Origin of the sequence: Micromonospora trifolii (assembly GCF_022229005.1) — a bacterium.
Lineage (GTDB): Bacteria > Actinomycetota > Actinomycetes > Mycobacteriales > Micromonosporaceae > Micromonospora > Micromonospora trifolii.
Map to the genome: position 1 here is coordinate 16774 of NZ_JAKKFD010000036.1, position 21849 is coordinate 38622.

At 71.1% G+C, this 21849-nt stretch carries 23 protein-coding genes; 9 read left to right on the forward strand and 14 right to left on the reverse strand.

The window, feature by feature from the left end; all coding sequences use genetic code 11:
* Positions 1–10: 10 nt before the first annotated feature.
* From NIE79_RS21970 to NIE79_RS21980, 3 genes are all read left to right on the forward strand, one after another.
* A complete protein-coding gene (locus NIE79_RS21970; RefSeq protein WP_238680353.1) occupies positions 11–439 on the forward strand; it encodes a VOC family protein in 429 nt (142 codons plus the stop codon).
* 119 nt (positions 440–558) lie between these two features.
* Complete coding sequence (locus tag NIE79_RS21975) at positions 559–1143, forward strand: hypothetical protein (RefSeq protein ID WP_238680354.1); 585 nt, start codon at positions 559–561, stop codon at positions 1141–1143.
* A gap of 29 nt (positions 1144–1172) precedes the next feature.
* A complete protein-coding gene (locus NIE79_RS21980; RefSeq protein WP_238680355.1) occupies positions 1173–2117 on the forward strand; it encodes an acyltransferase domain-containing protein in 945 nt (314 codons plus the stop codon).
* Here NIE79_RS21980 and NIE79_RS21985 read toward each other — a convergent pair.
* Entirely contained in the window at positions 2114–2500 is a 387-nt protein-coding gene (locus tag NIE79_RS21985) for a nuclear transport factor 2 family protein (RefSeq protein ID WP_238680356.1), read from the reverse strand. The two genes, NIE79_RS21980 and NIE79_RS21985, sit on opposite strands and share 4 nt — an antisense overlap.
* A gap of 80 nt (positions 2501–2580) precedes the next feature.
* Here NIE79_RS21985 and NIE79_RS21990 point away from each other — a divergent pair, with 80 nt between their 5' ends.
* Entirely contained in the window at positions 2581–3348 is a 768-nt protein-coding gene (locus tag NIE79_RS21990) for a helix-turn-helix domain-containing protein (RefSeq protein WP_238680357.1), read from the forward strand.
* A gap of 45 nt (positions 3349–3393) precedes the next feature.
* Here NIE79_RS21990 and NIE79_RS21995 read toward each other — a convergent pair whose 3' ends face one another.
* The 5 genes from NIE79_RS21995 to NIE79_RS22015 form a co-directional block, all read right to left on the reverse strand.
* A complete protein-coding gene (locus NIE79_RS21995) occupies positions 3394–6225 on the reverse strand; it encodes a PQQ-dependent sugar dehydrogenase (protein WP_238680358.1) in 2832 nt (943 codons plus the stop codon).
* A gap of 88 nt (positions 6226–6313) precedes the next feature.
* Positions 6314–7501: a ThuA domain-containing protein gene (locus NIE79_RS22000; protein WP_372471731.1), complete on the reverse strand. Its 1188-nt coding sequence runs from the start codon at positions 7499–7501 to the stop codon at positions 6314–6316.
* 391 nt (positions 7502–7892) lie between these two features.
* Complete coding sequence (locus NIE79_RS22005) at positions 7893–8606, reverse strand: alpha/beta fold hydrolase (protein ID WP_238680359.1); 714 nt, start codon at positions 8604–8606, stop codon at positions 7893–7895.
* 105 nt (positions 8607–8711) lie between these two features.
* Positions 8712–9530, reverse strand: coding sequence for a CPBP family intramembrane glutamic endopeptidase (locus tag NIE79_RS22010; RefSeq protein WP_238680360.1), 819 nt, complete (start codon positions 9528–9530; stop codon positions 8712–8714).
* A 37-nt stretch (positions 9531–9567) separates the two neighbouring features.
* A complete protein-coding gene (locus tag NIE79_RS22015; protein WP_238680361.1) occupies positions 9568–10311 on the reverse strand; it encodes an SAM-dependent methyltransferase in 744 nt (247 codons plus the stop codon).
* 62 nt (positions 10312–10373) lie between these two features.
* On the opposite strand from NIE79_RS22015, the gene mug reads away from it, so the two are divergent.
* A complete protein-coding gene (gene mug / locus NIE79_RS22020; protein ID WP_238680393.1) occupies positions 10374–10943 on the forward strand; it encodes a G/U mismatch-specific DNA glycosylase in 570 nt (189 codons plus the stop codon).
* Here the strand turns inward: mug and NIE79_RS22025 are convergent.
* Both NIE79_RS22025 and NIE79_RS22030 read right to left on the reverse strand, forming a co-directional pair.
* Positions 10940–11443, reverse strand: a complete 504-nt coding sequence (locus tag NIE79_RS22025) for an SRPBCC family protein (protein WP_238680362.1) — start codon at positions 11441–11443, stop codon at positions 10940–10942. The genes mug and NIE79_RS22025 overlap by 4 nt on opposite strands.
* A complete protein-coding gene (locus NIE79_RS22030) occupies positions 11440–11802 on the reverse strand; it encodes a metalloregulator ArsR/SmtB family transcription factor (RefSeq protein WP_238680363.1) in 363 nt (120 codons plus the stop codon). The genes NIE79_RS22025 and NIE79_RS22030 overlap by 4 nt, the downstream gene beginning before the upstream one ends.
* Before the next feature lie 111 nt (positions 11803–11913).
* Here NIE79_RS22030 and NIE79_RS22035 point away from each other — a divergent pair, with 111 nt between their 5' ends.
* A complete protein-coding gene (locus NIE79_RS22035) occupies positions 11914–13014 on the forward strand; it encodes a calcium:cation antiporter (RefSeq protein WP_145788094.1) in 1101 nt (366 codons plus the stop codon).
* 48 nt (positions 13015–13062) lie between these two features.
* Here NIE79_RS22035 and NIE79_RS22040 read toward each other — a convergent pair whose 3' ends face one another.
* The gene (locus NIE79_RS22040) at positions 13063–14319 is read right to left on the reverse strand and encodes an RNA polymerase sigma factor (protein ID WP_372471736.1); all 1257 of its coding nucleotides are present in this window, start codon (positions 14317–14319) and stop codon (positions 13063–13065) included.
* 4 nt (positions 14320–14323) lie between these two features.
* A complete protein-coding gene (locus tag NIE79_RS22045) occupies positions 14324–14716 on the reverse strand; it encodes a YciI family protein (RefSeq protein WP_238680394.1) in 393 nt (130 codons plus the stop codon).
* Between the two features lie 204 nt (positions 14717–14920).
* On the opposite strand from NIE79_RS22045, the gene NIE79_RS22050 reads away from it, so the two are divergent.
* The 3 genes from NIE79_RS22050 to NIE79_RS22060 all read left to right on the forward strand — a co-directional run bounded on the left by NIE79_RS22050 (position 14921) and on the right by NIE79_RS22060 (position 16803).
* Positions 14921–15130, forward strand: a complete 210-nt coding sequence (locus NIE79_RS22050) for a hypothetical protein (RefSeq protein WP_238680365.1) — start codon at positions 14921–14923, stop codon at positions 15128–15130.
* 152 nt (positions 15131–15282) lie between these two features.
* On the forward strand, positions 15283–16026 hold the full coding sequence (locus tag NIE79_RS22055; RefSeq protein ID WP_238680366.1) for a neutral zinc metallopeptidase: 744 nt from the start codon (positions 15283–15285) through the stop codon (positions 16024–16026).
* A 120-nt stretch (positions 16027–16146) separates the two neighbouring features.
* The gene (locus tag NIE79_RS22060) at positions 16147–16803 is read left to right on the forward strand and encodes an HAD family hydrolase (protein ID WP_238680395.1); all 657 of its coding nucleotides are present in this window, start codon (positions 16147–16149) and stop codon (positions 16801–16803) included.
* A 46-nt stretch (positions 16804–16849) separates the two neighbouring features.
* Here the strand turns inward: NIE79_RS22060 and NIE79_RS22065 are convergent, their stop codons facing one another.
* From NIE79_RS22065 to NIE79_RS22080, 4 genes are all read right to left on the reverse strand, one after another.
* Complete coding sequence (locus NIE79_RS22065) at positions 16850–17227, reverse strand: carboxymuconolactone decarboxylase family protein (RefSeq protein ID WP_238680367.1); 378 nt, start codon at positions 17225–17227, stop codon at positions 16850–16852.
* 156 nt (positions 17228–17383) lie between these two features.
* Positions 17384–19939, reverse strand: coding sequence for an ABC transporter permease (locus tag NIE79_RS22070; protein WP_238680368.1), 2556 nt, complete (start codon positions 19937–19939; stop codon positions 17384–17386).
* Positions 19939–20706: an ABC transporter ATP-binding protein gene (locus NIE79_RS22075; RefSeq protein WP_210781706.1), complete on the reverse strand. Its 768-nt coding sequence runs from the start codon at positions 20704–20706 to the stop codon at positions 19939–19941. The genes NIE79_RS22070 and NIE79_RS22075 overlap by 1 nt, the downstream gene beginning before the upstream one ends.
* A 355-nt stretch (positions 20707–21061) precedes the next feature.
* Entirely contained in the window at positions 21062–21748 is a 687-nt protein-coding gene (locus NIE79_RS22080; RefSeq protein WP_238680369.1) for a response regulator, read from the reverse strand.
* Positions 21749–21849 lie beyond the last annotated feature (101 nt).

A 21849-nucleotide genomic window follows, 5' to 3' on the forward strand; every position in this document is an offset into this window, starting at 1 on the left:
GTGATCGAGCATGGTCGACCAGGAGAGCGTGCCCAAGCTGTGTTCGGTGGTGCTCGACTGCACCGATGCGAGGGCGCTGGCGGAGTTCTATCGGCAGCTTCTGGGCTTCGTCTACCGGCCGGGTGACGAACCGCCAGCGGCCGGCGAGGCCGACGAACGCGGCAGTGACTGGCTGGTGCTGCGGTCGCCCGGTGGCGGACCCCAGATCGCGTTTCAGCAGGTGGAGGATCTGCCGGAGGCGACGTGGCCGACGAACACCGTGCCCCAGCAGCTGCACCTGGACCTGACGGTGGAGTCCGTCGAGGAGTTGCTGGTCCAGCATGAGCGCGTGCTGCGCCTCGGCGGCCGGCTGTTGTACGACCGCATCGACGACCCGGACGAGCCTCTGCGCGTGTACGCCGACCTGGCCGGGCATCCCTTCTGCGTCTTCGTCGGCTGAGCGGGTCGCGGCCACCTCGCCGCGGCGCAGGTTGACAACGGGCGAGGATGGCGTTCGCAACCCCGACGTTGGCCTAGGTTCGAGGTACGGAACACCTTCGCTGTGAAACGGGGTTGAGGATGCCGGAACCGCGCGCCTTCTGGCTGGACGAGCAGTTCGACCGCGAGCACGGCACCGACGGGCGCGGCCGGTACGAGGCCGAGGTGTTTCGTCGGATCGACGAGTTCGCCGACACCTGGGGTGACTTCGCGCCCGTGGCGTTCGCGGTGACCTCCTGGCGGCTGGCCACCGAGCTGTCGCCGGGCTTCGTCCGGTGGCATCGGCGGATCATCTCGGCGACGTGCGCGCGCAGCCCGTGGGACGGCAGCCTGGTCTGCGCGGTGACAGTGGCCTCCCGCTGGCCGGCCGAGCTGACCTGGACCAAGCAGTGGCAGCGCGACCGTGGTTGGCAGAACTGGCCCCAGATGTTCGGCCAGTTCACCACGCCCACCGAGCAGGACCAGACGCGCCGGCCGCATCTGCGCGCGTTGCTCCAGGTGGAGGCGCCGGTCCCGCTCGACGACCTGCCGCCGACGCCGGACGGTCCGGACGACGAGGTCGCCGTGGCGGCGCGCCGGGCCGCGGCGGTGCTGGCCCGGGAGCTCAACGATCTTCTCGCGCCGATGATCGGGCAGCTCGACGCCGGGGTGCCGGCGGACTCCTGAGAAGCCCGCCGGCCGGTAGGGTCGTCGGCGTGGATCTGGACGACATCGCCGCCCGGCTCGGGGTGCCCGTCGAGGAGGTCGACCGGGTGCACCGGCTCGCCGGTGACGCGCCGTCAGCCCCGTTGCCAGCCAAGGCCGACGCGCCCGCGCTCCTCGACCGGCTCGCCGTGCCGCCGGACGACGCCGCCGAGATCATGGCGGGCTGGCCCGACCCGGACTCTCCGCTCTGGACCCCGGAGCTGCGCTGGCTGCTCGACCGCTCGATCGCCCTGGTCCGCGCCGATCTCGCGGGCCACGAGTGGCTCTCGCCCGGCCCGGAGTTGCCGCGAGAGCGCGGGCCCGCGTGGCGGCACCTCTACGTGTACGCGTACCTGGCCCTGGTCGACGTGGTGCGCGGTTATCACCGCGACCACGGCGTCCCCGATGACCTGACCTGGGTGACCCTGGGCGACCTGGGCCGCAACCTCGCCATCGACCGACGGATGCGCGGCGAGGGCTGGCCGATCATGCAGAGCTGGCTGACGCTGCACTCGCGCGGCAGCGTCTACGAGCTGGGCCGGTTACAGCACCAGCGTGGCGACGGCGCCATCGGCCTGCACGTCCCCGATTCGGGGCCGTTGACCCCGGAGGTGGTCGCGGCGTCCCTCGACGAGGCCCGCGCGTTCTTCCCCCGGCATTTCCCCGACGAGCGCTACACCGCGTTTTCCTGCGCCTCGTGGCTGCTCGACCCGCAGCTGCGGGAATACCTTCCCGAGGATTCCAACATCGTGCGGTTCCAGCGCCGGTTCGAGCTGGAGCCCTACGACGAGTCGGCGGGGCCGGACGCCGACATCGAGGTGCTGCGGTTCGGCTTCCGGACCCTGACCACGCCGCTCGACGAGCTGCCGCGCCACACGGCGCTCCAGCGCGCGATCATCGACCACCTGCGGGCCGGCGGCCACTGGCACTGGCGCCACGGCCGCTTCCCGATCTAGGGATGCGCGTCCCACCACGCGCCGTTGACGGGCGCCTGGGCTGCCGGCTCGATGACCTCCCACACCTCCGCGATGAATCCGTGGGCGATCCGCAGGACGTCGACGACCACAATCTCCGGCCCCGCGTCGGGGAGGCGGCGTCGCGAGTGCACCACGACGTGGTCACCGTCGGCCAGCAGGTGCAGGATGTCGACCCGCATGCCGGCGGTCGGGCCCAGCGCGGCGCGGACCGCGGCGAGCCACTGCGCCTTGGTCGAGGTCGTCGAGTCCGACCGGTGATGGGTGAAGTCCTCGCTCAGGTATGAGGCGAGCGTGTCGACGTCGCCGGTGTCGACCAGCCCCGCCAACGCACGTCCGACGATGCTCTTGTTCTCGGTGGTCATGGCCGCAAGTGTTTCCCCGGCCCGGGTGCCTGTCGATGACATCGCACTTCATGGCGTTCCGGGCGACGATGAGTAGGCTCATGATCGTGTATGCGGTCGGGGAACTCCTGCGGCAGTGGCGCAAGCGCCGGGGGCTCAGCCAACTCGACCTGGCGATCGCCGCGGACGTGTCGGCCCGGCACGTCAGCCTGGTGGAGACCGGCAAGTCCACGCCGAGCGCCGACATGATCCTCCGCCTCGCCGACCAACTCCACGTGCCGCTGCGTGATCGCAACCAGCTGTTGCTCGCCGCCGGCTTCGCGCCCCGGTACGCGCAGCGCCCGCTCGACGACGCCGCCCTGTCGGGTGCGCTCGACGCGGTCCGCAGGGTGCTCCAGGCGCACGAGCCGTATCCGGCGCTGGTCTTCGACCGCCGGTGGAACATCGTGCTGACCAACCGCGCGGTCGACCCTTTCTTCGCGTACGCGGCGCCCGAGCTGTTGCGGCCGCCGGTGAACCTGGTCCGGCTGGGCCTGCACCCGCGCGGGCTCGCCCCTCTGGTCGTCAACCTGGCGGACGTGCGGGCGGTGTTCCGCAGTCGGATCTCGCGCCAGCTCGCCGCCGCTCCCGACGCGGAACTCGCGGCGCTCTACGAGGAACTGCTGAACCCGCTGCCCGAGGAGCCGCCGGCCCAACCTGTCGACGCCGACGTGGTGATCCCGATGATCCTGCGGATCGGTGGACGCGAGCTGCGGCTGTTCTCGACCATCACCACGTTCGGCACCCCGATGGACATCAGCATCGAGGAGATCGCTGTGGAGTCCTACTACCCGGCGGACCAGCAGAGCGCCGCCTACTTCACACGGTAGGGCCCGGCCTGGTCACCGCCCAGGCCGGGCCCTACCGTGTGCGCGTCAGCCGGTGGTCAGGACGAACCTCTCCCAGGACCCGACCGACGTCCGGTTGGCGATCAGTGTTCCGGCCCCGGCGTTCTCGGCGGCCACGATCTGGTTGTTGGCCAGAGCCCGCAGACCGACGGTCCCGTCGGAGTTGTTGATGATCTGGAACGTCTCCCACGGTCCGATCGTCGTGCGGTTCGCGATCAACGGATTGGCGCCGGCGTTGTCGGCGCAGACGTACAGCCCGTTGGCGCGGGACCGCAGGGCGATGTTGCCGTTGCCGGCGTCCACCCGGTCGAACTGCTCAGTCGTCGAGACGCTGGCCTTGTTGGCGATCAGCGGGCTGGTGCCGATGGCCGACACATACTGGTTGTTGACCTGTGCCCGCAGCGTGATCCCTCCGCTGGGGGTGGTGGTGCCGGTGGTGAAGGTGAACGCGTCGACGTCGAACAGGTTGCCCGAGCCGCCCTTGAAGACCAGGTACAGCGTGGTCGTCGAGGCGGGCGGGTTGCTGATGGCGGTGGAGACGTCGACGAAGGTCTCCCAGTTACCGGTCACCGGCACTGTGGCGGTGCCCAGCAGGGTGCCGGTGGCGGACCCGGCGCGTACCTCGATGGTGCCGCCGGCGCCGGCCGAGGAGACCCGCGCGGTGAACCGGTTCGCGTTGGAAAGGTTGTACGGCTGGTAGGAGATCCAGTCGTTGTTCTCGATGAACCCGGCCGTGCGGCCGCCCTCGGCGTTGGTGTGGTCGGTGGCCTGGACACCGGACTGGGCGCTGAAGTGCTCACCCTGGCGGTGTTTCGGTTGCAGCGTCTTGATGCTGTGCGTGGTGAGCCCACCGTTGTCGGTGTAGGCGGCGTCGAAGACCCCGTAGATGTTGGCTGCCGCGTCGTGCTCACCGTCCGTCGGGACGGTGATCGTGCCGCTGCACCCGGTCTTCGAGGTGATCTGGTGGGCGTGACTGTCGTGGCCCAGCGCGTACGTCAGGCTCACCTTGGAGCAGTCGATCGTGCCGTCCTGCGGGTCGCTCACCGAGATCTGGTACGGCACCGTGTCACCGAAGGTGAACAGCTGTCCGTCGGTGGGCGAGGTGAGCGACACCGTCGGTGCGGTGTTGCCCACTGTGACGATCAGGCTCGCCGTGCCGGACAGGCCGGTCGGGTCGGTGACCTTCAGGGTGGGGCTGTAGCTGCCGTTCGTGGTGTACGTCTTGGTGGGGTTGGCCGCCGTCGACGTGGTGCCGTCGCCGAAGGTCCACAGGTAGCTGAGCGCGCCGCCCTCGGGGTCGGAGCTGCCGGCCGACGAGAAGTTGACAGTCAACGGGTTGGCCCCCGACGTGGGGTTGGCCGAGGCGACAGCGATCGGGCTGCGGTTGCCACCGCCGATGTACTCGATCCGGAAGAGCGCCTGGTTGTTCGAGCCGGTGCCGTAGTCCAGCACGTACAGGGCGCCGTCCGGGCCGAAGGCCATGTCCATGACCTGGGTGCCGGTCCACGGGAAGTTGGAGATCTCCCCGCGCGAGCCGTCCGAGTTGACAGCGATGGCCTTGATCCAGCGGCGGCCGTACTCACCGGCGAAGAACTGACCGTTCAGCGAGGACGGGAACTTGATGCTGGAGTTGAGCGAGGCGTCGTACCGGTAGACCGGCCCGCCCATCGGCGACTCCGAGCCGCTGCCGAACTCCGACGGCGAACCGGAGTCGCCCGCGTACTTGATCCAGGCCGGCTTTGCCGCGGGCAACGTGCCGAGCCCGGTGTTGCGGAACGAGTTGTTGGTCGGCCCGCCCGTGCAGTTGTACTTGGACTGCGACGGCCCGGACGGGAAGGTGTATTCATTGTATGTTTCCGTGCTGGTGTTGCTGCCGGTGCAGTACGGCCAGCCGTAGTTGCCGGGCGCTGCGATGCGGTTGAACTCGACCTGACCGGAGGGGCCACGGCTGGAGTTCGTGGACCCGGAGTCGGGGCCGTAGTCGCCGAGGTAGACGACACCGGTCGCCTTGTCGACGCTCATCCGGAACGGGTTGCGCAGACCCATGGCGTAGATCTCCGGACGGGTGCCCGACGTGCCGGGCGAGAACAGGTTGCCCGACGGGATCGTGTACGTGCCGTCCGCCTGCGGCTTGATCCGCAGCACCTTGCCCCGCAGGTCGTTCGTGTTGCCCGCCGAGCGCTGGGCGTCGAACTGCGGGTTGCGGTTGGTCCGTTCGTCAAGTGGCGCGTAGCCGGACGACTCGAACGGGTTGGTGTCGTCGCCGGTGGTCAGGTACAGGTTGCCGGCGGCGTCGAAGTCCAGGTCACCGCCGACGTGGCAGCACTGCCCACGGTCGTTGGCGACCTGGAGCACGATCTTCTCGCTGCCCAGGTTGAGCGTGTCGTCGCTGTTGAGGGTGAATCGCGACAACCGCAGGTGCCCCTTCCACCGGTCCCAGTCAGACTGCGAGCCGGTGGTCGGGGCGTCCCCGGACGGGGTGCTCAGCGTGGGGGAGTAGTACAGGTAGATCCACCGGTTGCTGGCGAAGTTGGGGTCGACGGCGACGCCCTGCAACCCCTCCTCGTCGTGGGTGTAGACCGACAGGGTGCCGGAAACCTTGGTGTTGCCGGCCACGTCGGTCACCCGCAGGACGCCGTTGCGGGCGGTGTGCAGCACCGAGCGGTTGGGCAGGACGGCCAGGGACATGGCCTCACCGAGCTCGCCCGAGCCGGTGGCGAGCTTGACCTGCTGATAGTCCGAGGCGGGGATGACCGCCGCCTGCGCGGTGGACGGTGCGGCCACAGCCAGGGCCACGCTCGCGACGGTGGTGACCGCCGCAAGGAGAGCCCGGGGCAAGCGCCGGGGGTACGAGAGCATGATCGTCCTTTCTCGACGACCTGTGGACGGGCGCGCGGGGGCGCGCCACGACCAGGTGGGGGTGGTGGAGAACGAGCGGGGGGCCAGGTCAGTTGGTGGTGACCAGGTCGAACTTCTCCCACTGGCCGATGGAGGTCCGGTTGGCGATCAGCGGTGACGCGCCCCCGTTGTCGGCGGCGACGTAGCGGTTGTTCACAGTGGCCCGCAGGCTCACAGTGCCGTCGGAGTTACGGACCAGCTGGAACGTCTCCCAGGCGCCGGCGGTGGCCCGGTTGGCGATCAGCGCGGCGGCCCCGGCGTTCTCGGCCGCGACGAACTGCCCGTTGCTCTTGGCGCGCACCGCCACGTTGCCGTTGGCGAGGTTGACCAGGTCAAACCGCTCGCTGGTGCCGACGGAGGTCTTGTTGGCGATCAGCGCGGTGGTGGCGTTGGGCGCGCTGACGTACTGGTTGTTGGCGCGGGCCCGCAGGGTGGAGCCGCTGGCGGTGGGCGGCGGGGTGGTCGTGCGCGGCGAGCAGTCGGCAGTCACGGAGCCCGCAGCGACCTGGAGGCCGCCGAGCAGCATCCGGGTGAAGTTCGGGTCGGTGTACGACGCCTCGGTGTGCCCGAGGCCCGTGTACCAGGCACGCCCGCCGCCGTACGACTTGCACCAGGTGATCGGGTGGTCGCCGCTCATGTTGCCGCCGCTGTAGGACGACTCGTCGAGGCTGGCCAGCACCCGCGCGCTGGACCGGGGGTTGGTGCGGTAGTTGTACCACTCGTCGGAGCGGACCCAGGTGGTGCCGAGGTGGGCGGTCGAGGGGTTGGTCTGGTCCTCGATCTTCACGGTCGCCGTCTGGATCGCCGGGTGCGAGTCGAACCATGCTCCGACCAGCGAGCCGTACCACGGCCAGCTGTACTCGGTGTCGGCGGCGGCGTGCACGCCGACGTAGCCACCACCCGCGGCGATGTACGACTCGAACGCGGTCTGCTGACTGGCGTTGAGGACGTCGCCGGTCGTCGACATGAAGACCACCGCCTGGTACTGGGCCAGGTTGGAGGTGGTGAACTGTGCGGCGTCCTCGGTCGAGGTCACTGTGAAGCCGTTGGCCGAGCCGAGCTGCTGGATCGCGGCGATCCCGTTGGGGATGGACGAGTGCCGGAAGCCGGCGGTCTTACTGAACACCAGGACCTTGGTCAGGGGTGCCGCCGAGGCGGGGGTCGGCAGGGCGACCAGGCCGGCCAACATGACGGCCAGGCCGGTGACGAGTGCCAACAGGCGGGGACGGGAACGCATGGTCTTGCTCCTCTGCTGAGCGTCGACCTCAGGCTGTGCACACGGGCAGGCCGGAGGCCGCGATGGCGGTGGTGCGGAAGCCGGGCCGCCGATGCTCGGCTGAGGTGGTGCGGAGTGGTGGGGGTGCGGGGGTGGGTCGGTGAAACCAGCCGAAGATGCAGACCACCCACAATGGACGATCAAAATTCATCGACTGGCATCGTTGACGCAGTAAACCTCCGATGTCTACGCCCCGTCAAGCCCACGTGCTCCGGCCCGAGTGCGCCCGTGCACGGCCGGCGGTGATGTGGAGGTGAGACGTATGACGTATGGTCGATGGTATGCCACCGACGAAGATCGACTACTACGACAGGGGCCTTGGGATGAACCAGGGCCGGTGGAGGAACGGCCCCTACGCGGGGCTGCGGGTGCCCCGGGTCGCCATCAGAATGAGGTCGGCGATCGCGTCCGGGTGAGTGACCATGGCGAGGTGCGATGATTCGACCTCGATGGTCGTCGCCTTCATCCGATCGGCCAGAAACCGCTCCAACTCCGGGGCGGTCGTGCGGTCCTGGGTGGAGATCGAGTAATAGCACTGCCGGTCCCGCCAGGCAGCCGTCGTCGTGCGGCCCTGGAAGAGGTCCTTGGCTATCGGGCCCTGCACCGCGTACAGGGCGCGGGCGCGGGTCTCCTCGATTCCCCCGGCGAAGTCGGCCAGGAAAGCGCTCTCGCTGAGCTGCGCGTACCCGTCGTGATGCACGAGCCCGGCGTTCGCCGGCGGCGTGGGGTATTTCGCCGCGAGCGCGTTGTAGTCCTCACCGGCGTCCGGCGCGCGGGCCGCCACGTACACCAGGGCGGTGACCCTCGGGTGGTTGCCGGCCTCGCTGATGATCGTGCCGGCCCAGGAATGGCCCACCAGCACCGTCGGGCCGTCCTGGCGGTCGAGAGCGCGGTTGGTGGCCGCGACGTCGTCGGCCAGGGAGGTCAGCGGGTTCTGGACCGCGGTGACCGTCAGCCCGGCCCGCTGTAGCAGCGGGATGACGTCGGACCAGGACGAGCCGTCGGCGTACGCGCCGTGGACCAGGACCACGTTGCGGGCCGGCTTGGCCGAAGACGTGTCGCTCATCCGAAAACCTCCGCACGACGCCGTGCCGTCGCTCGCTCGTCGACGACAGCTCTCGCCCGCCACTCTTCCCCACACCGGTCGGGCCGGTGGGCCAAACGCCCAGGCTCAGCCGGTCCGGCGCACCGGGTCCGGTGCCGGAGCGCGCCAGTTCAGACGGTCCCGGTAGCGGTGTCGCAGGACGAGCCAGCTGACCGAGAACGGAATGGCCCCCATGGCCACCACGCCCAGGACGTCCGCGCCGACCACGTCGAAGACCGCCCCGACGTCGCCGAACAACTGAGCGACCGTCTGGAAGGCGACGTGCAGGCCGATGCCGGCCCAGATGTCGCCGGTGGCGGCACGGAAGGCGCCCAGCAGCAGCGCGAAGACGAGGAAGAGCGCCAGTCGGTCGACGGATCTGGCCGCCCCGATGAGGAACCCGAACCCTGTGAACAGCACTGCCTGCCCCATGACCGCCTGCCAGGCGGGCAGCCGGGTGGCGAGGTTGTGTTGCAGGTACCCGCGGAAGAGCAACTCCTCCGGCAGCGCCTCCTTCAGGAAGACCAGTACGACCAGCAGCGCCGCCACCCGCAGCACGTCCCCGACGGACGTCCGGACGCTGATCTCGACCCAGCCGAGACCGAGACAGAGCGCGAACCCCGCCGCGGCGGGGACGAGCCAGCAGGCCGCGCCGAACAGCAGACGCCGCCAGCCGTCGCGCAGCGACGGCAACCCGAGGCCGGCCCAGGGCCGCCGGTCCAGGACGCGACGGGCGACGACCACCAGGGGTACGACGACAGCTGTGGTGAGGACCGCCCCGACCGCATGGGTGGGCCTGTCGTAGTCGGTGTCGAGCAGGGCGCCCAGGAACAGCCAGACCAGCACGGCGGCGGTGGTCACGACGAGGATCCGCCAGGGCAGGGCGAGACGAGGTCCGGCGCTCACCACGCGCAGCGTAGCCAGCGGCGTCAACCGCGGACGGTCAGCGGCCGAGGACGAGGTAGCCGAGGCCGAGGACACCCCGGTAACCGCCGACGTACTCGCGCAACCGGTCGTCGAGTTCCGCGCGGACCTCGGCCGCACGGGGGTCCTCCGGGTACGCCAGCAGCCACTCCTGCCGGCCGGCGAGCCAGGTGGACTCGAAGTCGTCCCATTCGCGCTGGTCGGCGGTGCTCAGGTGCAGCAACCGCCAGCCCCGCTCGCGGGCGGCCTCGATCAGCCCGGGAAGGGTCGGGACGTCCGGGCCGAAGACTTCGGCGATCTCCGCGGTGGGGGGCCGTTCCCAGTACGCGTCGCCGAACAGCAACCGCCCACCGGGCCGGACCACTGCGGCGAGGGCGTCGAGGGCGCCCTCGGTGCCGCCGAAGGCGTGCGCCGAGCCGATGCAGAGGACCCGGTCGGCGGGCTCCTGCCAGGCCGCCGCTTCCCCCGTCACGAAAGCGACGTGCCGGTTCAGCGACCGCCCCGCGGCCAGCCGCCGCCCTCGGGCGAGCGCGGCCTCGTCGGTGTCGACGCCGACGCCCCGCGTCGCGACCGGGCCGGACACGCCGCCGGCGGCTACCGCCCGCAGCAACAGCTCGCCCCAGCCACAGCCGAGGTCGAGCACCCGTGCGCCGGGGCGGACGTCGAGCCGTTGCAGCAGCAACGCGGCGTGCTCCGGCGAGAGCGGCGTGTTCCAGCGCATCCGCGCGTAACGGCTGGCGGCGAGGTGGTCGGTTGACTGCATCCGTTGAGGATGTCAAGCCGTGCGCCAAGTCCGGCACCGGGGCGTACGGCAGGATCGGTGGGATGGACGCGGAGCGTGCGGGGCCGCCGCGGCGGCCGACCCCGCAGGAGGTGGCGGCGGCGGCCGGCCGGGGTCTGCCGGACATCATCGGCCCCGGGCTGCGCGTGCTGTTCTGCGGCTACAACCCGGGCCTCTACTCGGCCGCGGTGGGGGAGCCGTTCGCCCGCCGGGGCAGCCGCTTCTGGCCGGCCCTGCACGGGGCCGGCTTCACCGACCGCCAGTTGCACTCGTGGGAAGCCGACGAGTTGCTGCGGCAGGGTCTGGGCATCACCAGTCTGAGCAACAGGGCCACCGCCCGCGCCGCAGAGCTGACCCCGGAGGAGTTGGTGGCCGGGGTGACCGGGTTGGCGGTGAAGGCCGAGCGTTACCGGCCGCGCTGGGTGGCGATCCTCGGGGTGAGCGCGTACCGGGTCGCCTTCGCCCGGCCGAAGGCCGGGCTGGGCCCACACCCGGACCGGCTGGGCCCGGCCCGGGTCTGGGTGCTGCCCAACCCCAGCGGCCTGAACGCGCACTTTCCGCTGCCGGCGTTGACCGCCGAGTTCGCCAAGCTGCGGCGGGAACTCGACGCCTAGCCGGCCGAGGCGACCAGCCCCTGGTAGTAGGGCTGCATCGCCGGGTGGTAGTCGTCGAACTCCGGGCGGGGCGAACCGTCCCGGGAGGCGACGAGCATGTCCAGGTAGTACTCCCAACCGGCGCCCACTTCGGCGATGCCCTCGATGCTGCTCAGGTGCTGCACGAACCGCAGTTGGGTGGTGCCGTCGCTCTCGGACAGCGACAGCTCCAGCAGCCAGGTGCCGTAGTCGTCGACCATCGACACGGCGAGGCGCTGCTGCGGTTCGCACGCGTCGATGCGTACCTCGCACCAGGGCTGCTGCTCCTCGTACGCCATCTGGACCCGGATGGTCCGTCCGGGCCCGGCGTCGCCCTCCCACGGGCCGAACCAGCGGGCCGTACGCTCCGACTCGGTCAGGCTGGCCCAGACGTCCGCCGCCGGGGCGCGGAAGGTCCGGGTGAGGACGAGATCGTGGCCGGTGTCGGTGCGAAACAGGCGTCCGGCGGGTGTGCGGGTCATGCCGTGTGCTCCCTTCGGTGCTCCGCCGGGCCGCGGCTGCGGCGCTCTCGGCGGGTGCGATAGACCTCGGTCTCCAACGCGTCGAGGTGCCGGCCCCACCGGTCGACAGTGGTGAGCGCGGTGAGCCAGTCGAGCAGCGGGGCGAGCGGGCCCGGGTCGAGCCGGTAGATCCTCCGCCGACCGACCAGTTCGTCACGGACCAGCCCGCTGTCGCGCAGCACCCGCAGGTGGCGGCTGATGGCGGGCCGGCTGATCGTGAACCGCTGGGCGATCTCGCCGGCGGACAGAGATTCGGCGCGCAACATGGTCAGGATGTGCCGCCGTACCGGGTCGGCGATCGCGACGGCCACGTCATCCACCCCAGAAGCGTAACCTATGGGTTACGGGTTTGCCTGTTGTGGACCGCCGACGTCGTAGATCGGTGCGTCGATGGTGGGCACATGATCAGCTGGCCTGGCACTCTGTACGGCATGGCCGCCCTGCTTCGCTCCCGCCTGACCGACTGGACCTTCGCCGTACCCGTGCTCGCCGTCCTGGTATTGATCGTCACCTGGGGACGGAGCCTGCCCGGCCCGATCATCGTGGTGGTCGCGGTGCTGCTCGGAGGTGCCGTGCTCGCGGCCGTGCACCACGCGGAGGTGGTCGCCCACCGGGTGGGGGAGCCGTACGGGTCGCTGGTGCTCGCCGTCGCGGTCACCGTGATCGAGGTCGCTCTCATCGTCACGTTGATGATCAGCGGCCCCGAGAAGACCCAGTCGCTCGCCCGGGACACCGTCTTCGCCGCCGTCATGATCACCTGCAACGGGATACTCGGCCTGTCCCTGTTGCTCGGGGCGCTGCGCCGTCGCGTCGCGGTGTTCAACCCGGAGGGCACCGGCGGGGCCCTGGCCACCGTGATCACCCTGGCCACCCTGAGTCTGGTCATTCCGACCTTCACCACCGCCCGGCCCGGCCCGGAGTTCAGCCCGGCTCAGCTCGCCTTCGCCGCCGTCGCCTCGCTGGCGCTCTACGGGCTGTTCGTGCTCGTGCAGACCGGCCGGCACCGTGACTACTTCCTGCCGGTCGACAGCCGGGGCCAGGTGATCGACGCGGAGGAGCACGCCAAGCCGCCGACCACCCGCGCGGCGCTGATGAGCCTGGGGCTGCTGCTGGTGGCACTGGTCGCGGTGGTCGGCGACGCCAAGACCGTCTCACCGACCATCGAGGCCGGCGTCGCCGCGGCGAACCTGCCGCACGCGTTCGTCGGCGTGATCATCGCCCTGCTGGTGCTGCTGCCGGAGACCCTGGCCGCCGCCCGCGCCGCCCGTCGCGACCGGGTGCAGATCAGCCTGAACCTCGCGCTCGGCTCGGCGATGGCCAGCATCGGCCTGACCATCCCGGCCATCGCGATCGCCTCGATCTGGCTGGACGGCCCGCTGCTGCTCGGCCTCGGCGGCACCCAGCTCGCCCTGCTCGCGCTCACCGCCGTGACCGCGGTCCTCACCGTGGTGCCCGGCCGGGCCAACGTGTTGCAGGGCGGCGTACACCTGGTGCTGATGGCCGCCTTCGTCTTCCTGGCCGCCAGCCCGTGACCCGCACCGCCCGCCGGTTCAGCCCCTGACCCCGCACCGCCCGCCGGTTCAGCCGGCGGGCGGCGGGTCGCCCGCGAGACGCTCCGCGCGGGCGTTCAGGTAGCGCTGCTGCGCCAGGTTCGTCGAGCGCGCCGCCGCCATCCGGTACGCCTCCCGCGCGGCGACCCGCTCACCCTCCCGCTCCCACAGGTGGGCGCGGGCGGCCGGCAGTCGAGGGTCGTCGGCGAGGCGGGGGTCGTCGGCCAGGTCGGCGAGCAGCGCCAACCCGGCCGGCGCGCCACGGCTCATCGCCACCGCCACCGCGTGGTTGAGCGCCACCACCGGGTTGTCGGACATCCCGAGGAGCACCTCGTACAGGGCGGTGATCTGTGCCCAGTCGGTGGCCGCCGCGCTGGGCGCCTCGTCGTGCACGGCCGCGATGGCCGCCTGGAGCTGGTACGCGCCGACCACCCCGCGCGGCAGCGCCCCGGTGATCAGCTCGACCCCCTCGGCGATCTGGTCGGCCCGCCACCGGGAGCGGTCCTGCTCGGCCATCGGCACCAGCTCACCGTGCGGGCCGATCCGCGCCGGCGCGCGGGCGTCGGCGAGCAGCATCAACGCGAGCAGCCCGGTGACCTCGGGATCCTCAGGCACCAGACGGCGCACCAGACGGGTCAGCCGGATCGCCTCGGCGGTCAGATCGGCGCGCAGCAGCCCCGGCCCGGCGGTGCGGGCGTACCCCTCCGTGAAGATCAGGTAGAGCACGTGCAGCACGGCGGCGAGCCGGCCGGCGCGCTCCGGGCCGGTGGGCGGCGCGAACCGTAGCCCACTGTCGCGGATCCGCTGCTTGCCCCTACTGATCCGCCGGGTCATCGTCGCCTCCGGCACCAGGAACGCGCGCGCCACCTCGGCGGTGCTCAGCCCGCCCACCGCCCGCAGGGTGAGCGCGATCTGCGACGCCGCCGACAGCGACGGGTGGCAGCACAGGAACAGCAGGATGAGCGTGTCGTCGGCGTCCGTCGGCGGACGGTCGGCGGCCGGGGCGCGCCACTGCTCCGGCAGCACCCACCGGGCCACCGTGTCCTCCCGCCGCATCCGGGCCTGCTCGCGACGCAGCAGGTCGGTCAGCCGGCGGGATGCCACGGTGATCAGCCAGCCCCGCGGATTGTCCGGTACGCCGTCGCGCGGCCAACCCTCCGCCGCCGCGATCAGCGCCTCCTGCACGGCGTCCTCGGCCGTGTCGAAGTGCCCGTAACGGCGGACCAGCGCGCCGAGGACCTGCGGCGCCAGCTCGCGCAGCAGGTCCTCGGCGGGAGTCTCCGGCACGGTGTCAGCCGGCCAGGTCCTCGACACCGTCGAGCACCGGCCGCACGTCCACGTACCCACCGGGGGCGTCCGGGTCGACCAGGCCGGCGGCGATCTCGGTGGCCCGGTCGAAGCTGGCGCACTCCACGATGGTGTAACCGGCGAGGACCTCCTGCGTCTCCGGGTATGGGCCGTCGGTGACCACTGGTGCTCCCTCGCGCACCTGCACCCGCCGGGCGTGCACCGGCTCGCTCAGTCCCCGGGCGTCGACCAACTCGCCGGACTCGGCCAGCGCCTGGTGGAAGGTCTCCATGTGCTGGTGCATCGCCGCGATCTGCTCGGCCGACATCGCCGGCCGGTCGGAAGCCCGCCCCGACAGCACGTCATAGTCCTGCTGCGACCCATAGAGCAAAATCATGTACTTCACGGTCTACCCCTCCTCCTGCGGAACACCACGACGGCGCCCCACAGAAAACGTCGAACCCAATCCCCCCACCCGGACACCCCGCCCCCCACCCGAACCGGTGATCATGAAGTTCGCGTCACGACACGCCGAGTGGGATGACGCTAACTTCATGATCAACGAGGTTCCGGGGTGGTGGGTGGGGCCTACGGTGGCGGGATGACTGTGGTGTGGGTGGTGGTCGGGGTCCTTGTTGTGGTGGCGGGTTTGGCGTTTGGCGTTGTGGTGCGGCGGGGGCGGATCCGGGAGGTTGAGGGCGACGATCCTCGGGCTGGGCGGGACGCTCGGGCGCGGCAGCAGCGGTACGAGGCCGAGCGGCACGGTGACCAGGGCGACACGTGGCAGCGCGGTCGGGAGTCGGGCGGGTGAGCGACTGATCAGGTTGTGACGGCCCCCGAAGCGGCGCCCCACGCCACCGGGCGTGAACCGTCCAGCCACCTCGTGCGTGGAACCGGTGACGGTCGTTTCGGTCCTATCGTCGGGGTACTAGCAGCTTGAGCACCGATGTCTGGGGAGGCACGATGGGCGCACGGTTCGGACGCGACGCGCGGGGCCCGCTGGCGGGTCTGCTGATCGCCGCCCTGGTCTCCCTCGCCTGCGCCGGCGGTGGGCTGGCCGAGCCGGAGGCCGAGCGCCCCGGGGCGAACCCGTCAGCCGCGTCACCGGGGCCGAGCACCACCCGGGCCGACAGCACCACCAGCGTCGCCGAGTTCGAGCAGGACGTCGCCGACGCGCAGGCGGTCGCCGAGCGGTACTGGGCGGCCCAGTTCAAGGAATCCGGGCAGCGGTTCCGACCGATCCGGCGGATCACCCCGTACCAGCGCGAAGGCGAGGTGTCCTGCGGCGGCCAGCCGTTGCCCCGCAACAACGCCGTCTACTGCTCGCAGGGCGACTTCATCGCGTACGACGTCGCCTGGTCGGTGGCGGCGTTCCGCCAGGTCGGCGACGCGTTCGTGTTCTACCTGCTCGGGCACGAGTACGCGCACGCCATCCAGGTGCGGCTCGGCATCAACTACAGCTTCACCATCCAGCAGGAGTTGCAGGCCGACTGCATGGCCGGGGCGTACCTCGGCGACTCGGTGCGCTCGGGCGCCCTGACCCTCGCCGAGGGCGACCTGGACGAGTTCCGGGAGGGGGTGGCGGCGGTCGGCGACGACCCGGACCAGCCGTGGTTCGCCGAAGGGGCGCACGGCACCGCCGAGCAGCGCACCGACATGTTCTTCAAGGGTTACGAGGGTTCGCTGAAGGAGTGCGACCTGGGCTGAACGGGTTGCCCGGATCACCCTGGCGCCCGTTGCCGTCACCGGCCACGGGAGGTGCTGGCAGGATCGCCGGTGTCGGTCACGACCCTGGAGGTTCCGCTGAGCAGCCATCACCCCGCCGCTGTGCTCTTCGACATGGACGGCACGCTGGTCGACAGCGAGAAGCTGTGGGACGTCGCGTTGCAGGAACTCGCCAAGGAGTACGGCGGGGAACTCTCCGTCGACGCCCGCCAGTCGATCATCGGCACCGCCATGGCCGAGTCGATGCGCATCCTGCACGACGACCTGGGGCAGCCCGAGCGGGATCCGGAGATCAGCGCGGCGTGGATCAACGCTCGGATCCTGGAGCTGTTCCGCACCGGTCTGCGCTGGCGGCCGGGAGCGTTCGACCTGTTGCGCGCGGTCCGCGCGGCGCGAATCCCCACCGCGCTGGTCACCTCCAGCCCTCGGGCGCTGGTCGAGATCGCCCTGGACACCCTCGGTCGGGACAACTTCGACACTGTGGTCGCCGGCGACGAGGTGGTGGCGGCCAAGCCCCACCCGGAGCCCTACCTGACCGCCGCCCGGCTGCTGGGTGTGCCGATCGAGCGGTGCGTGGCGATCGAGGACTCACCGACCGGGGTGGCCAGCGCGTTGGCCTCGGGCGCGGCGGTGCTCGCCGTACCGGCGGAGGTGGCGCTGCCGAGCACTGTCGGCGTACACCAGGTGGAGAGCCTGACCGGCGTGGACCTGGCGCTGCTCGCGGCGCTGCTGACCGATCGGGCCGCGGCGACCGGCTGACCCGCCCGGCGTTGGTCGGGGGCGTCGGCTGCGTCGACCGGCCGGTTCACTGGCGTTCGGCGAAGACCGCGGCGACCACCTGGTAGCTGTCGAACGCCCGCGCGGCCCCCGCGTACGCGGCCAGGTGGATGAACAGCTCGACGATCTCCTCCCGGGTCACGCCCGAGGTCAGCGCGATGCGTAGCTGCCCGCGCAGCGGCTCGTGGGTGCCGAGGGCGGCGGCGATCGCCACCGAGACCAGGCACCGGCTGCGCAGGTCCAGGCCCTCCCGGGGCCAGGCCGCGCCGAAGGTCTGCACTGTGGCGAGACGACGGAAGTCGTGCCCCACCGGGGGCTCGCCCTCGCCGAGCGGCAGGACCAACGGCTGGCCGAGCAGCCGCTCGGCGTTGTCGAGTGCCCCCTGGTACGCGTCCTGATCGGTCATGTCACCGGCCCCGGCTCTCCGGCCGCCCGGGTCGCGGGCGGGCCGACGCCTTGCCGGCAGCACCAGCCTGGCAGTCGCGTACGGGTGGCCGAGGGGGAATGGAACAGGCCGAGGCCCCCGGTCGCGGTTGGCGACCGGGGGCCTCGGCAGTGCCGGTCAGTCGTGGGCGATGGCGCCCAGGACGTTGATGCGGGCCGCCCGGATGGCCGGGAGCACCGCGGCCACCACGCCGATGATGGCGGCGAGACCGAGGAAGACACCCATCTGCCCCCAGGGCAGGATCAGGTCGGTGATGCCCTCGTCCTTGAGGGCCTCGACCACCGCGGCGCCGAGGCCGGTGCCCACCACCACGCCGAGCAGCGCGCCGAACACCGAGATCACCACCGCCTCCACGGTGATCATGCCCATGGTCTGGGATCGGCGCAGGCCGATCGCCCGCAGCAGACCCAACTCGCGGGTCCGCTCCAGCACCGACAGGGCCAGGGTGTTGATGATGCCCAGAACGGCGATCACGATGGCCAGCGCGAGCAGGATCTGGATCATCGTGAGCAGCCCGTCGAGCGAACTGGTCTGCTGCTTGATGAACGCGTCCCGGTCAGCAACCGACACCTCGGGGCTGTCCGCGAGCAACGCCTCCACCTGCGGCTGGACGTCGGACACCCGGGTGCCCGGGTCCAGCTGGATGAAGCCCTGGATGGGCTGCGGGATGGCGAAGTCCTTCGCCGCGGTCGCCGGCAGCGTCACCGGGTTGGTCAGCTGCGACGACTCGTAGATGCCGCTGATCGTGTAGGTGCGTGCCTCGCCCCGGGTCAGCTGCACGTTGACGGTGGAGCCCACCGACCAGCCACGGGACGTGGCAGTGTCCGAGCTGGCCAGCATCTGGGTCGGCCCGAGCCGGTCGATGTCACCGGCGGTCGGCTTCGCGCCGAAGATCTGCCGCAGTGACGCGATGTCGCTGCTCGCCGCGACCCAGGTGCCCTCGCCGTCGATCCGCCCCATGTCGCCGTACTCGCCGTCGACCATCCGCACACCGGGCAGGGCCTTGGCCTTGTCCAGCACCCCCGGGTCGAAGGTCGGCGGACGCGGGCCGCCCTGCTGGCCGGCGATCACCAGCTCGGCCTTGATGGTGTCCTGGGCGAGGGCGCTGATGCTGCCCTTGGCCGAGTCGAGGATGACCGTGACGCCGGTGACCAGCGCGATGCCGACCATCAGGGCGGCGGCGGTGATCGCCGTACGACGGGGGTTGCGCCCGGAGTTGAGCCGGCCCAGCTTGCCCGGCACCGACCAGGAGAAGATCGCGCCGAGCAGGCTCACCACCGGCCGGCTGATCAGCGGGGTCAGCAGCGCCACCCCGATGAAGGCGAACAGCACCCCACCGAGGATTGTCGACAACGTCTGACCGCCGGCGTTGCCGCTGAGCCCGAGGAACAGCAGCACCGCGCCGATGCCGGTGACCAGCGACCCGGCCACGGTGACCTTGGTCAACGGCCGGTCCGGAGTGGCAACGTCCTGCATGGCCGCGATCGGCGGGATCCGGGACGCCCGCAGCGCCGGCAGCAGCGCCGCCACCACGGTGATCACCAGGCCGACGGCGAACGAACCGATCACCGCAGCCGCCGGCACGCCGATCCCGGCCAGGGTGAGCCCACCGGCGAGCTTGCCGAACAGGAACGCCAGCAGCGCGCCCACCCCGATGCCGGCGGCGAGGCCGAGCACCGACGCGATCAAGCCCACCGCGATGGCCTCCAGGACCACCGAGCCGATGATCTGCCGGCCGCTGGCCCCGATGGCGCGCATCAGCGCCAACTCCCGGGTCCGCTGCGCCACGATGATCGAGAAGGTGTTGAGGATCAGGAAGGTGCCCACCAGCAGCGCCACCGCGGCGAAGCCGAGCAGGATCTTGTTGAAGAAGGACAGGCCCTCCTTCAGGCTGGCCGAGGCGTCCGCGGCCACCTGCTCGCCGGTCTTCACCTCGAAGTCCGCGCCCAGGGTGCGGGCCACGTCGTCGCGCAGCTTCTCGTCGGAGACCCCGCCGGCGGCCTGCACGGTGATGCTGCTGAACACGTCCGGCTCGCCCAGCATCAGCCGCTGCGCCACCGGCGTGGTGAAGAAGACCTCGTTGACCCCGCCGATCGAATCCCGGTCACCGCTGTAACCGAAGACGCCGACCAGTGTGAAGTCCCGCTTCTTCGACTCGAACGCGGTCAGCACGCCGACCTTCTGGCCGACCTGCACCTTCGCGGCCGTGGCCAACGCCTTGTTGATGACGATCTCGTCCTCGGCCTGCGGCGCGCGCCCCTCACGCAGCTTCAGCAGCTCGCTCTCGCCGGTCCAGTTCTCGCCCAACTGCGGCGGACCGAACGAGGTGACGACCTTGCCGTTGCTGCCGATCACCCGGGCGCCGTCGGCGTTGACCACGCCGGTCGCCGAGGCCGCCCCCGGCACCTGCTTCACCCGGTCCACCAGGGCGGCCGGCAGCGGGGCGACGGTCTGCTCGCCCTCCATCTCGTTGACCTGCACCTTCGGCTTCGCCGCGACGTTCACGTCGATCTCGGAGAAACCGTCGGCGAAGACCGAGTCGAAGGAGCGACCCAGCGTGTCGGTGAGCACGAACGCGCCGGAGACGAACATCACCCCGAGCACCACCGCCAGGCCGGACAGGATCAGCCGGACCTTACGGGCCAGCAGACTCTTCAGTGTCGCGCGGAACATCAGTTGCCCACCTCGGCCGCAGTGTCCAGCTTCTTCATGGTGTCCAGCACCGTCTCGGCGGTCGGCTCGATCAGCTCCGAGACGATCTCGCCGTCGGCGAGGAAGACCACCCGGTCGGCGTACGCGGCGGCAGTCGGGTCGTGGGTGACCATCACGATGGTCTGGCCGTGCTCCCGCACCGAGTTACGCAGGAAGTTGAGCACCTCCGCGCCGGAGCGCGAGTCCAGGTTGCCGGTCGGCTCGTCCGCGAAGATCACCTCGGGGCGGGAGACCAGCGCCCGGGCGCACGCCACCCGCTGCTGCTGCCCACCGGAGAGCTGCGCCGGCCGGTGGTCCAACCGGTCCTTCAGACCCACCGTCTCGATCACCGTGTCGTACCAGGCCGGGTCCGGCTTGCGCCCCGCGATCGACAGCGGCAGCAGGATGTTCTCCTTGGCGGTCAGCGTCGGCAGCAGGTTGAACTGCTGGAAGATGAAGCCCACCTTGTCGCGCCGCAGCTTCGTCAGCCCCGCGTCGCCCAGCCCGGTGACAGTCGTCTCACCGATCGACACCGTTCCCCGGGTCACCGAGTCCAGGCCGGCCAGGCAGTGCATCAGCGTCGACTTACCGGAACCCGACGGGCCCATGATCGCGGTGAAGCGGCCACGTTCGAACTCCGCGCTGACCCCCCGCAGCGCGATGACCTGAGCCTCGCCGCTGCCGTACACCTTCCACACGTCGTTCGCCCGGGCCGCGGCCTGCGCCTGCTGGCCTACCGTCGCGGTCACGTCATCTACCTCTTCCGTCTGTCCGAAAATGCACGCCGCCCCCCGATGGTCCGGCGCGACTGTTCAATCATCGGTGCCGCATCCGCCCACCCCGTCCGACCCTGGGGGGACACGGTGCGGATTTCCCGCTGCGGGTGCACCCCCATGCCGCGTCAGGGTTGCCCCTGAGTCGACGGCCGGCCGACCGTTTTTCCCCACGGCGGCGGGCGGCAGCACCGACACTTGCACCTGACGCCACAGGAGGGTCAACCGAACTGAGCCATCTCCGGTCACGGTAGGTGACGACGGCAACGGCAGCCGTCCCCCCATGGAGGGATCTTCGAGTACGCCGGGTGAGGTACTCGGGCCGGCGGAACTACGCCCGGGGGCGGACCAGCCCCGACTCGTACGCCAGCACCACCGCCTGCACCCGGTCGCGTAGCCGCAGCTTGGTCAGCACATGCCCGACGTGTGTCTTGATTGTGGTTTCGCTCACCGACAGCACCGTCGCGATCTCGGCGTTGGACAGCCCCCGGGCGACCTGCACGAGCACCTCGCGCTCCCGGTCGGTGAGCGCTTTGAGTGTCGCCGACGGCGTCGCCGCCGGGTCGGGCAGCAGGTCGGCGAAGCGGTCCAGCAGCCGCCGCAGGATCCGGGGTGACACCACCGCGTCCCCGCCGGCGACAGTGCGGATCGCCGCGATCAGGTCCTCGGCCGGCACGTCCTTGGCCAGGAACCCGCTGGCGCCGGCCCGCAACGCGCCCACCACGTACTCGTCCAGGTCGAAGGTGGTGAGCACCAGCACCCGTACCGGCAGCCGGGCGTCGACGATCGCCCGGGTCGCCGCCACCCCGTCCATCCGGGGCATCCGGATGTCCATCAGCACGACGTCGGGCAGCAGCCGGCGGGACAGCTCCACCGCCTCCACGCCGTCACCGGCCTCCGCCACCACGTCCAGGTCGCTCTCGGCGCCCAGCACCATCCGGAACCCGGTGCGCAGCAGCGGCTGGTCGTCGGCGAGCAGGATCCGCACCGGCCGCGCCGAGGGCGCCTGATCGCTCATCTCGTCCTCCCGTCCCGCCGACGCCGTGGCGCGCACCGGTCATCCTCGCGCACCGGAGCCGGTGCGTCGCGGATCACCGTAGAGGCCGGCCGGTCGCCCTG

What these genes read in the sequence shown, in the direction of transcription:
- NIE79_RS21970 (WP_238680353.1), top strand. Translation starts at nt 11, where the DNA reads ATGGTCGACCAGGAGAGCGTGCCCAAGCTGTGTTCGGTGGTGCTCGAC.
- NIE79_RS21975 (WP_238680354.1), top strand. Translation starts at nt 559, where the DNA reads ATGCCGGAACCGCGCGCCTTCTGGCTGGACGAGCAGTTCGACCGCGAG.
- NIE79_RS21985 (WP_238680356.1), bottom strand. Translation starts at nt 2,500, where the DNA reads ATGACCACCGAGAACAAGAGCATCGTCGGACGTGCGTTGGCGGGGCTG.
- NIE79_RS21990 (WP_238680357.1), top strand. Translation starts at nt 2,581, where the DNA reads ATGATCGTGTATGCGGTCGGGGAACTCCTGCGGCAGTGGCGCAAGCGC.
- NIE79_RS21995 (WP_238680358.1), bottom strand. Translation starts at nt 6,225, where the DNA reads ATGCTCTCGTACCCCCGGCGCTTGCCCCGGGCTCTCCTTGCGGCGGTC.
- NIE79_RS22000 (WP_372471731.1), bottom strand. Translation starts at nt 7,501, where the DNA reads ATGCGTTCCCGTCCCCGCCTGTTGGCACTCGTCACCGGCCTGGCCGTC.
- NIE79_RS22005 (WP_238680359.1), bottom strand. Translation starts at nt 8,606, where the DNA reads ATGAGCGACACGTCTTCGGCCAAGCCGGCCCGCAACGTGGTCCTGGTC.
- NIE79_RS22015 (WP_238680361.1), bottom strand. Translation starts at nt 10,311, where the DNA reads ATGCAGTCAACCGACCACCTCGCCGCCAGCCGTTACGCGCGGATGCGC.
- mug (WP_238680393.1), top strand. Translation starts at nt 10,374, where the DNA reads ATGGACGCGGAGCGTGCGGGGCCGCCGCGGCGGCCGACCCCGCAGGAG.
- NIE79_RS22025 (WP_238680362.1), bottom strand. Translation starts at nt 11,443, where the DNA reads ATGACCCGCACACCCGCCGGACGCCTGTTTCGCACCGACACCGGCCAC.
- NIE79_RS22035 (WP_145788094.1), top strand. Translation starts at nt 11,914, where the DNA reads ATGGCCGCCCTGCTTCGCTCCCGCCTGACCGACTGGACCTTCGCCGTA.
- NIE79_RS22045 (WP_238680394.1), bottom strand. Translation starts at nt 14,716, where the DNA reads ATGATTTTGCTCTATGGGTCGCAGCAGGACTATGACGTGCTGTCGGGG.
- NIE79_RS22050 (WP_238680365.1), top strand. Translation starts at nt 14,921, where the DNA reads ATGACTGTGGTGTGGGTGGTGGTCGGGGTCCTTGTTGTGGTGGCGGGT.
- NIE79_RS22055 (WP_238680366.1), top strand. Translation starts at nt 15,283, where the DNA reads ATGGGCGCACGGTTCGGACGCGACGCGCGGGGCCCGCTGGCGGGTCTG.
- NIE79_RS22065 (WP_238680367.1), bottom strand. Translation starts at nt 17,227, where the DNA reads ATGACCGATCAGGACGCGTACCAGGGGGCACTCGACAACGCCGAGCGG.
- NIE79_RS22070 (WP_238680368.1), bottom strand. Translation starts at nt 19,939, where the DNA reads ATGTTCCGCGCGACACTGAAGAGTCTGCTGGCCCGTAAGGTCCGGCTG.
- NIE79_RS22080 (WP_238680369.1), bottom strand. Translation starts at nt 21,748, where the DNA reads ATGAGCGATCAGGCGCCCTCGGCGCGGCCGGTGCGGATCCTGCTCGCC.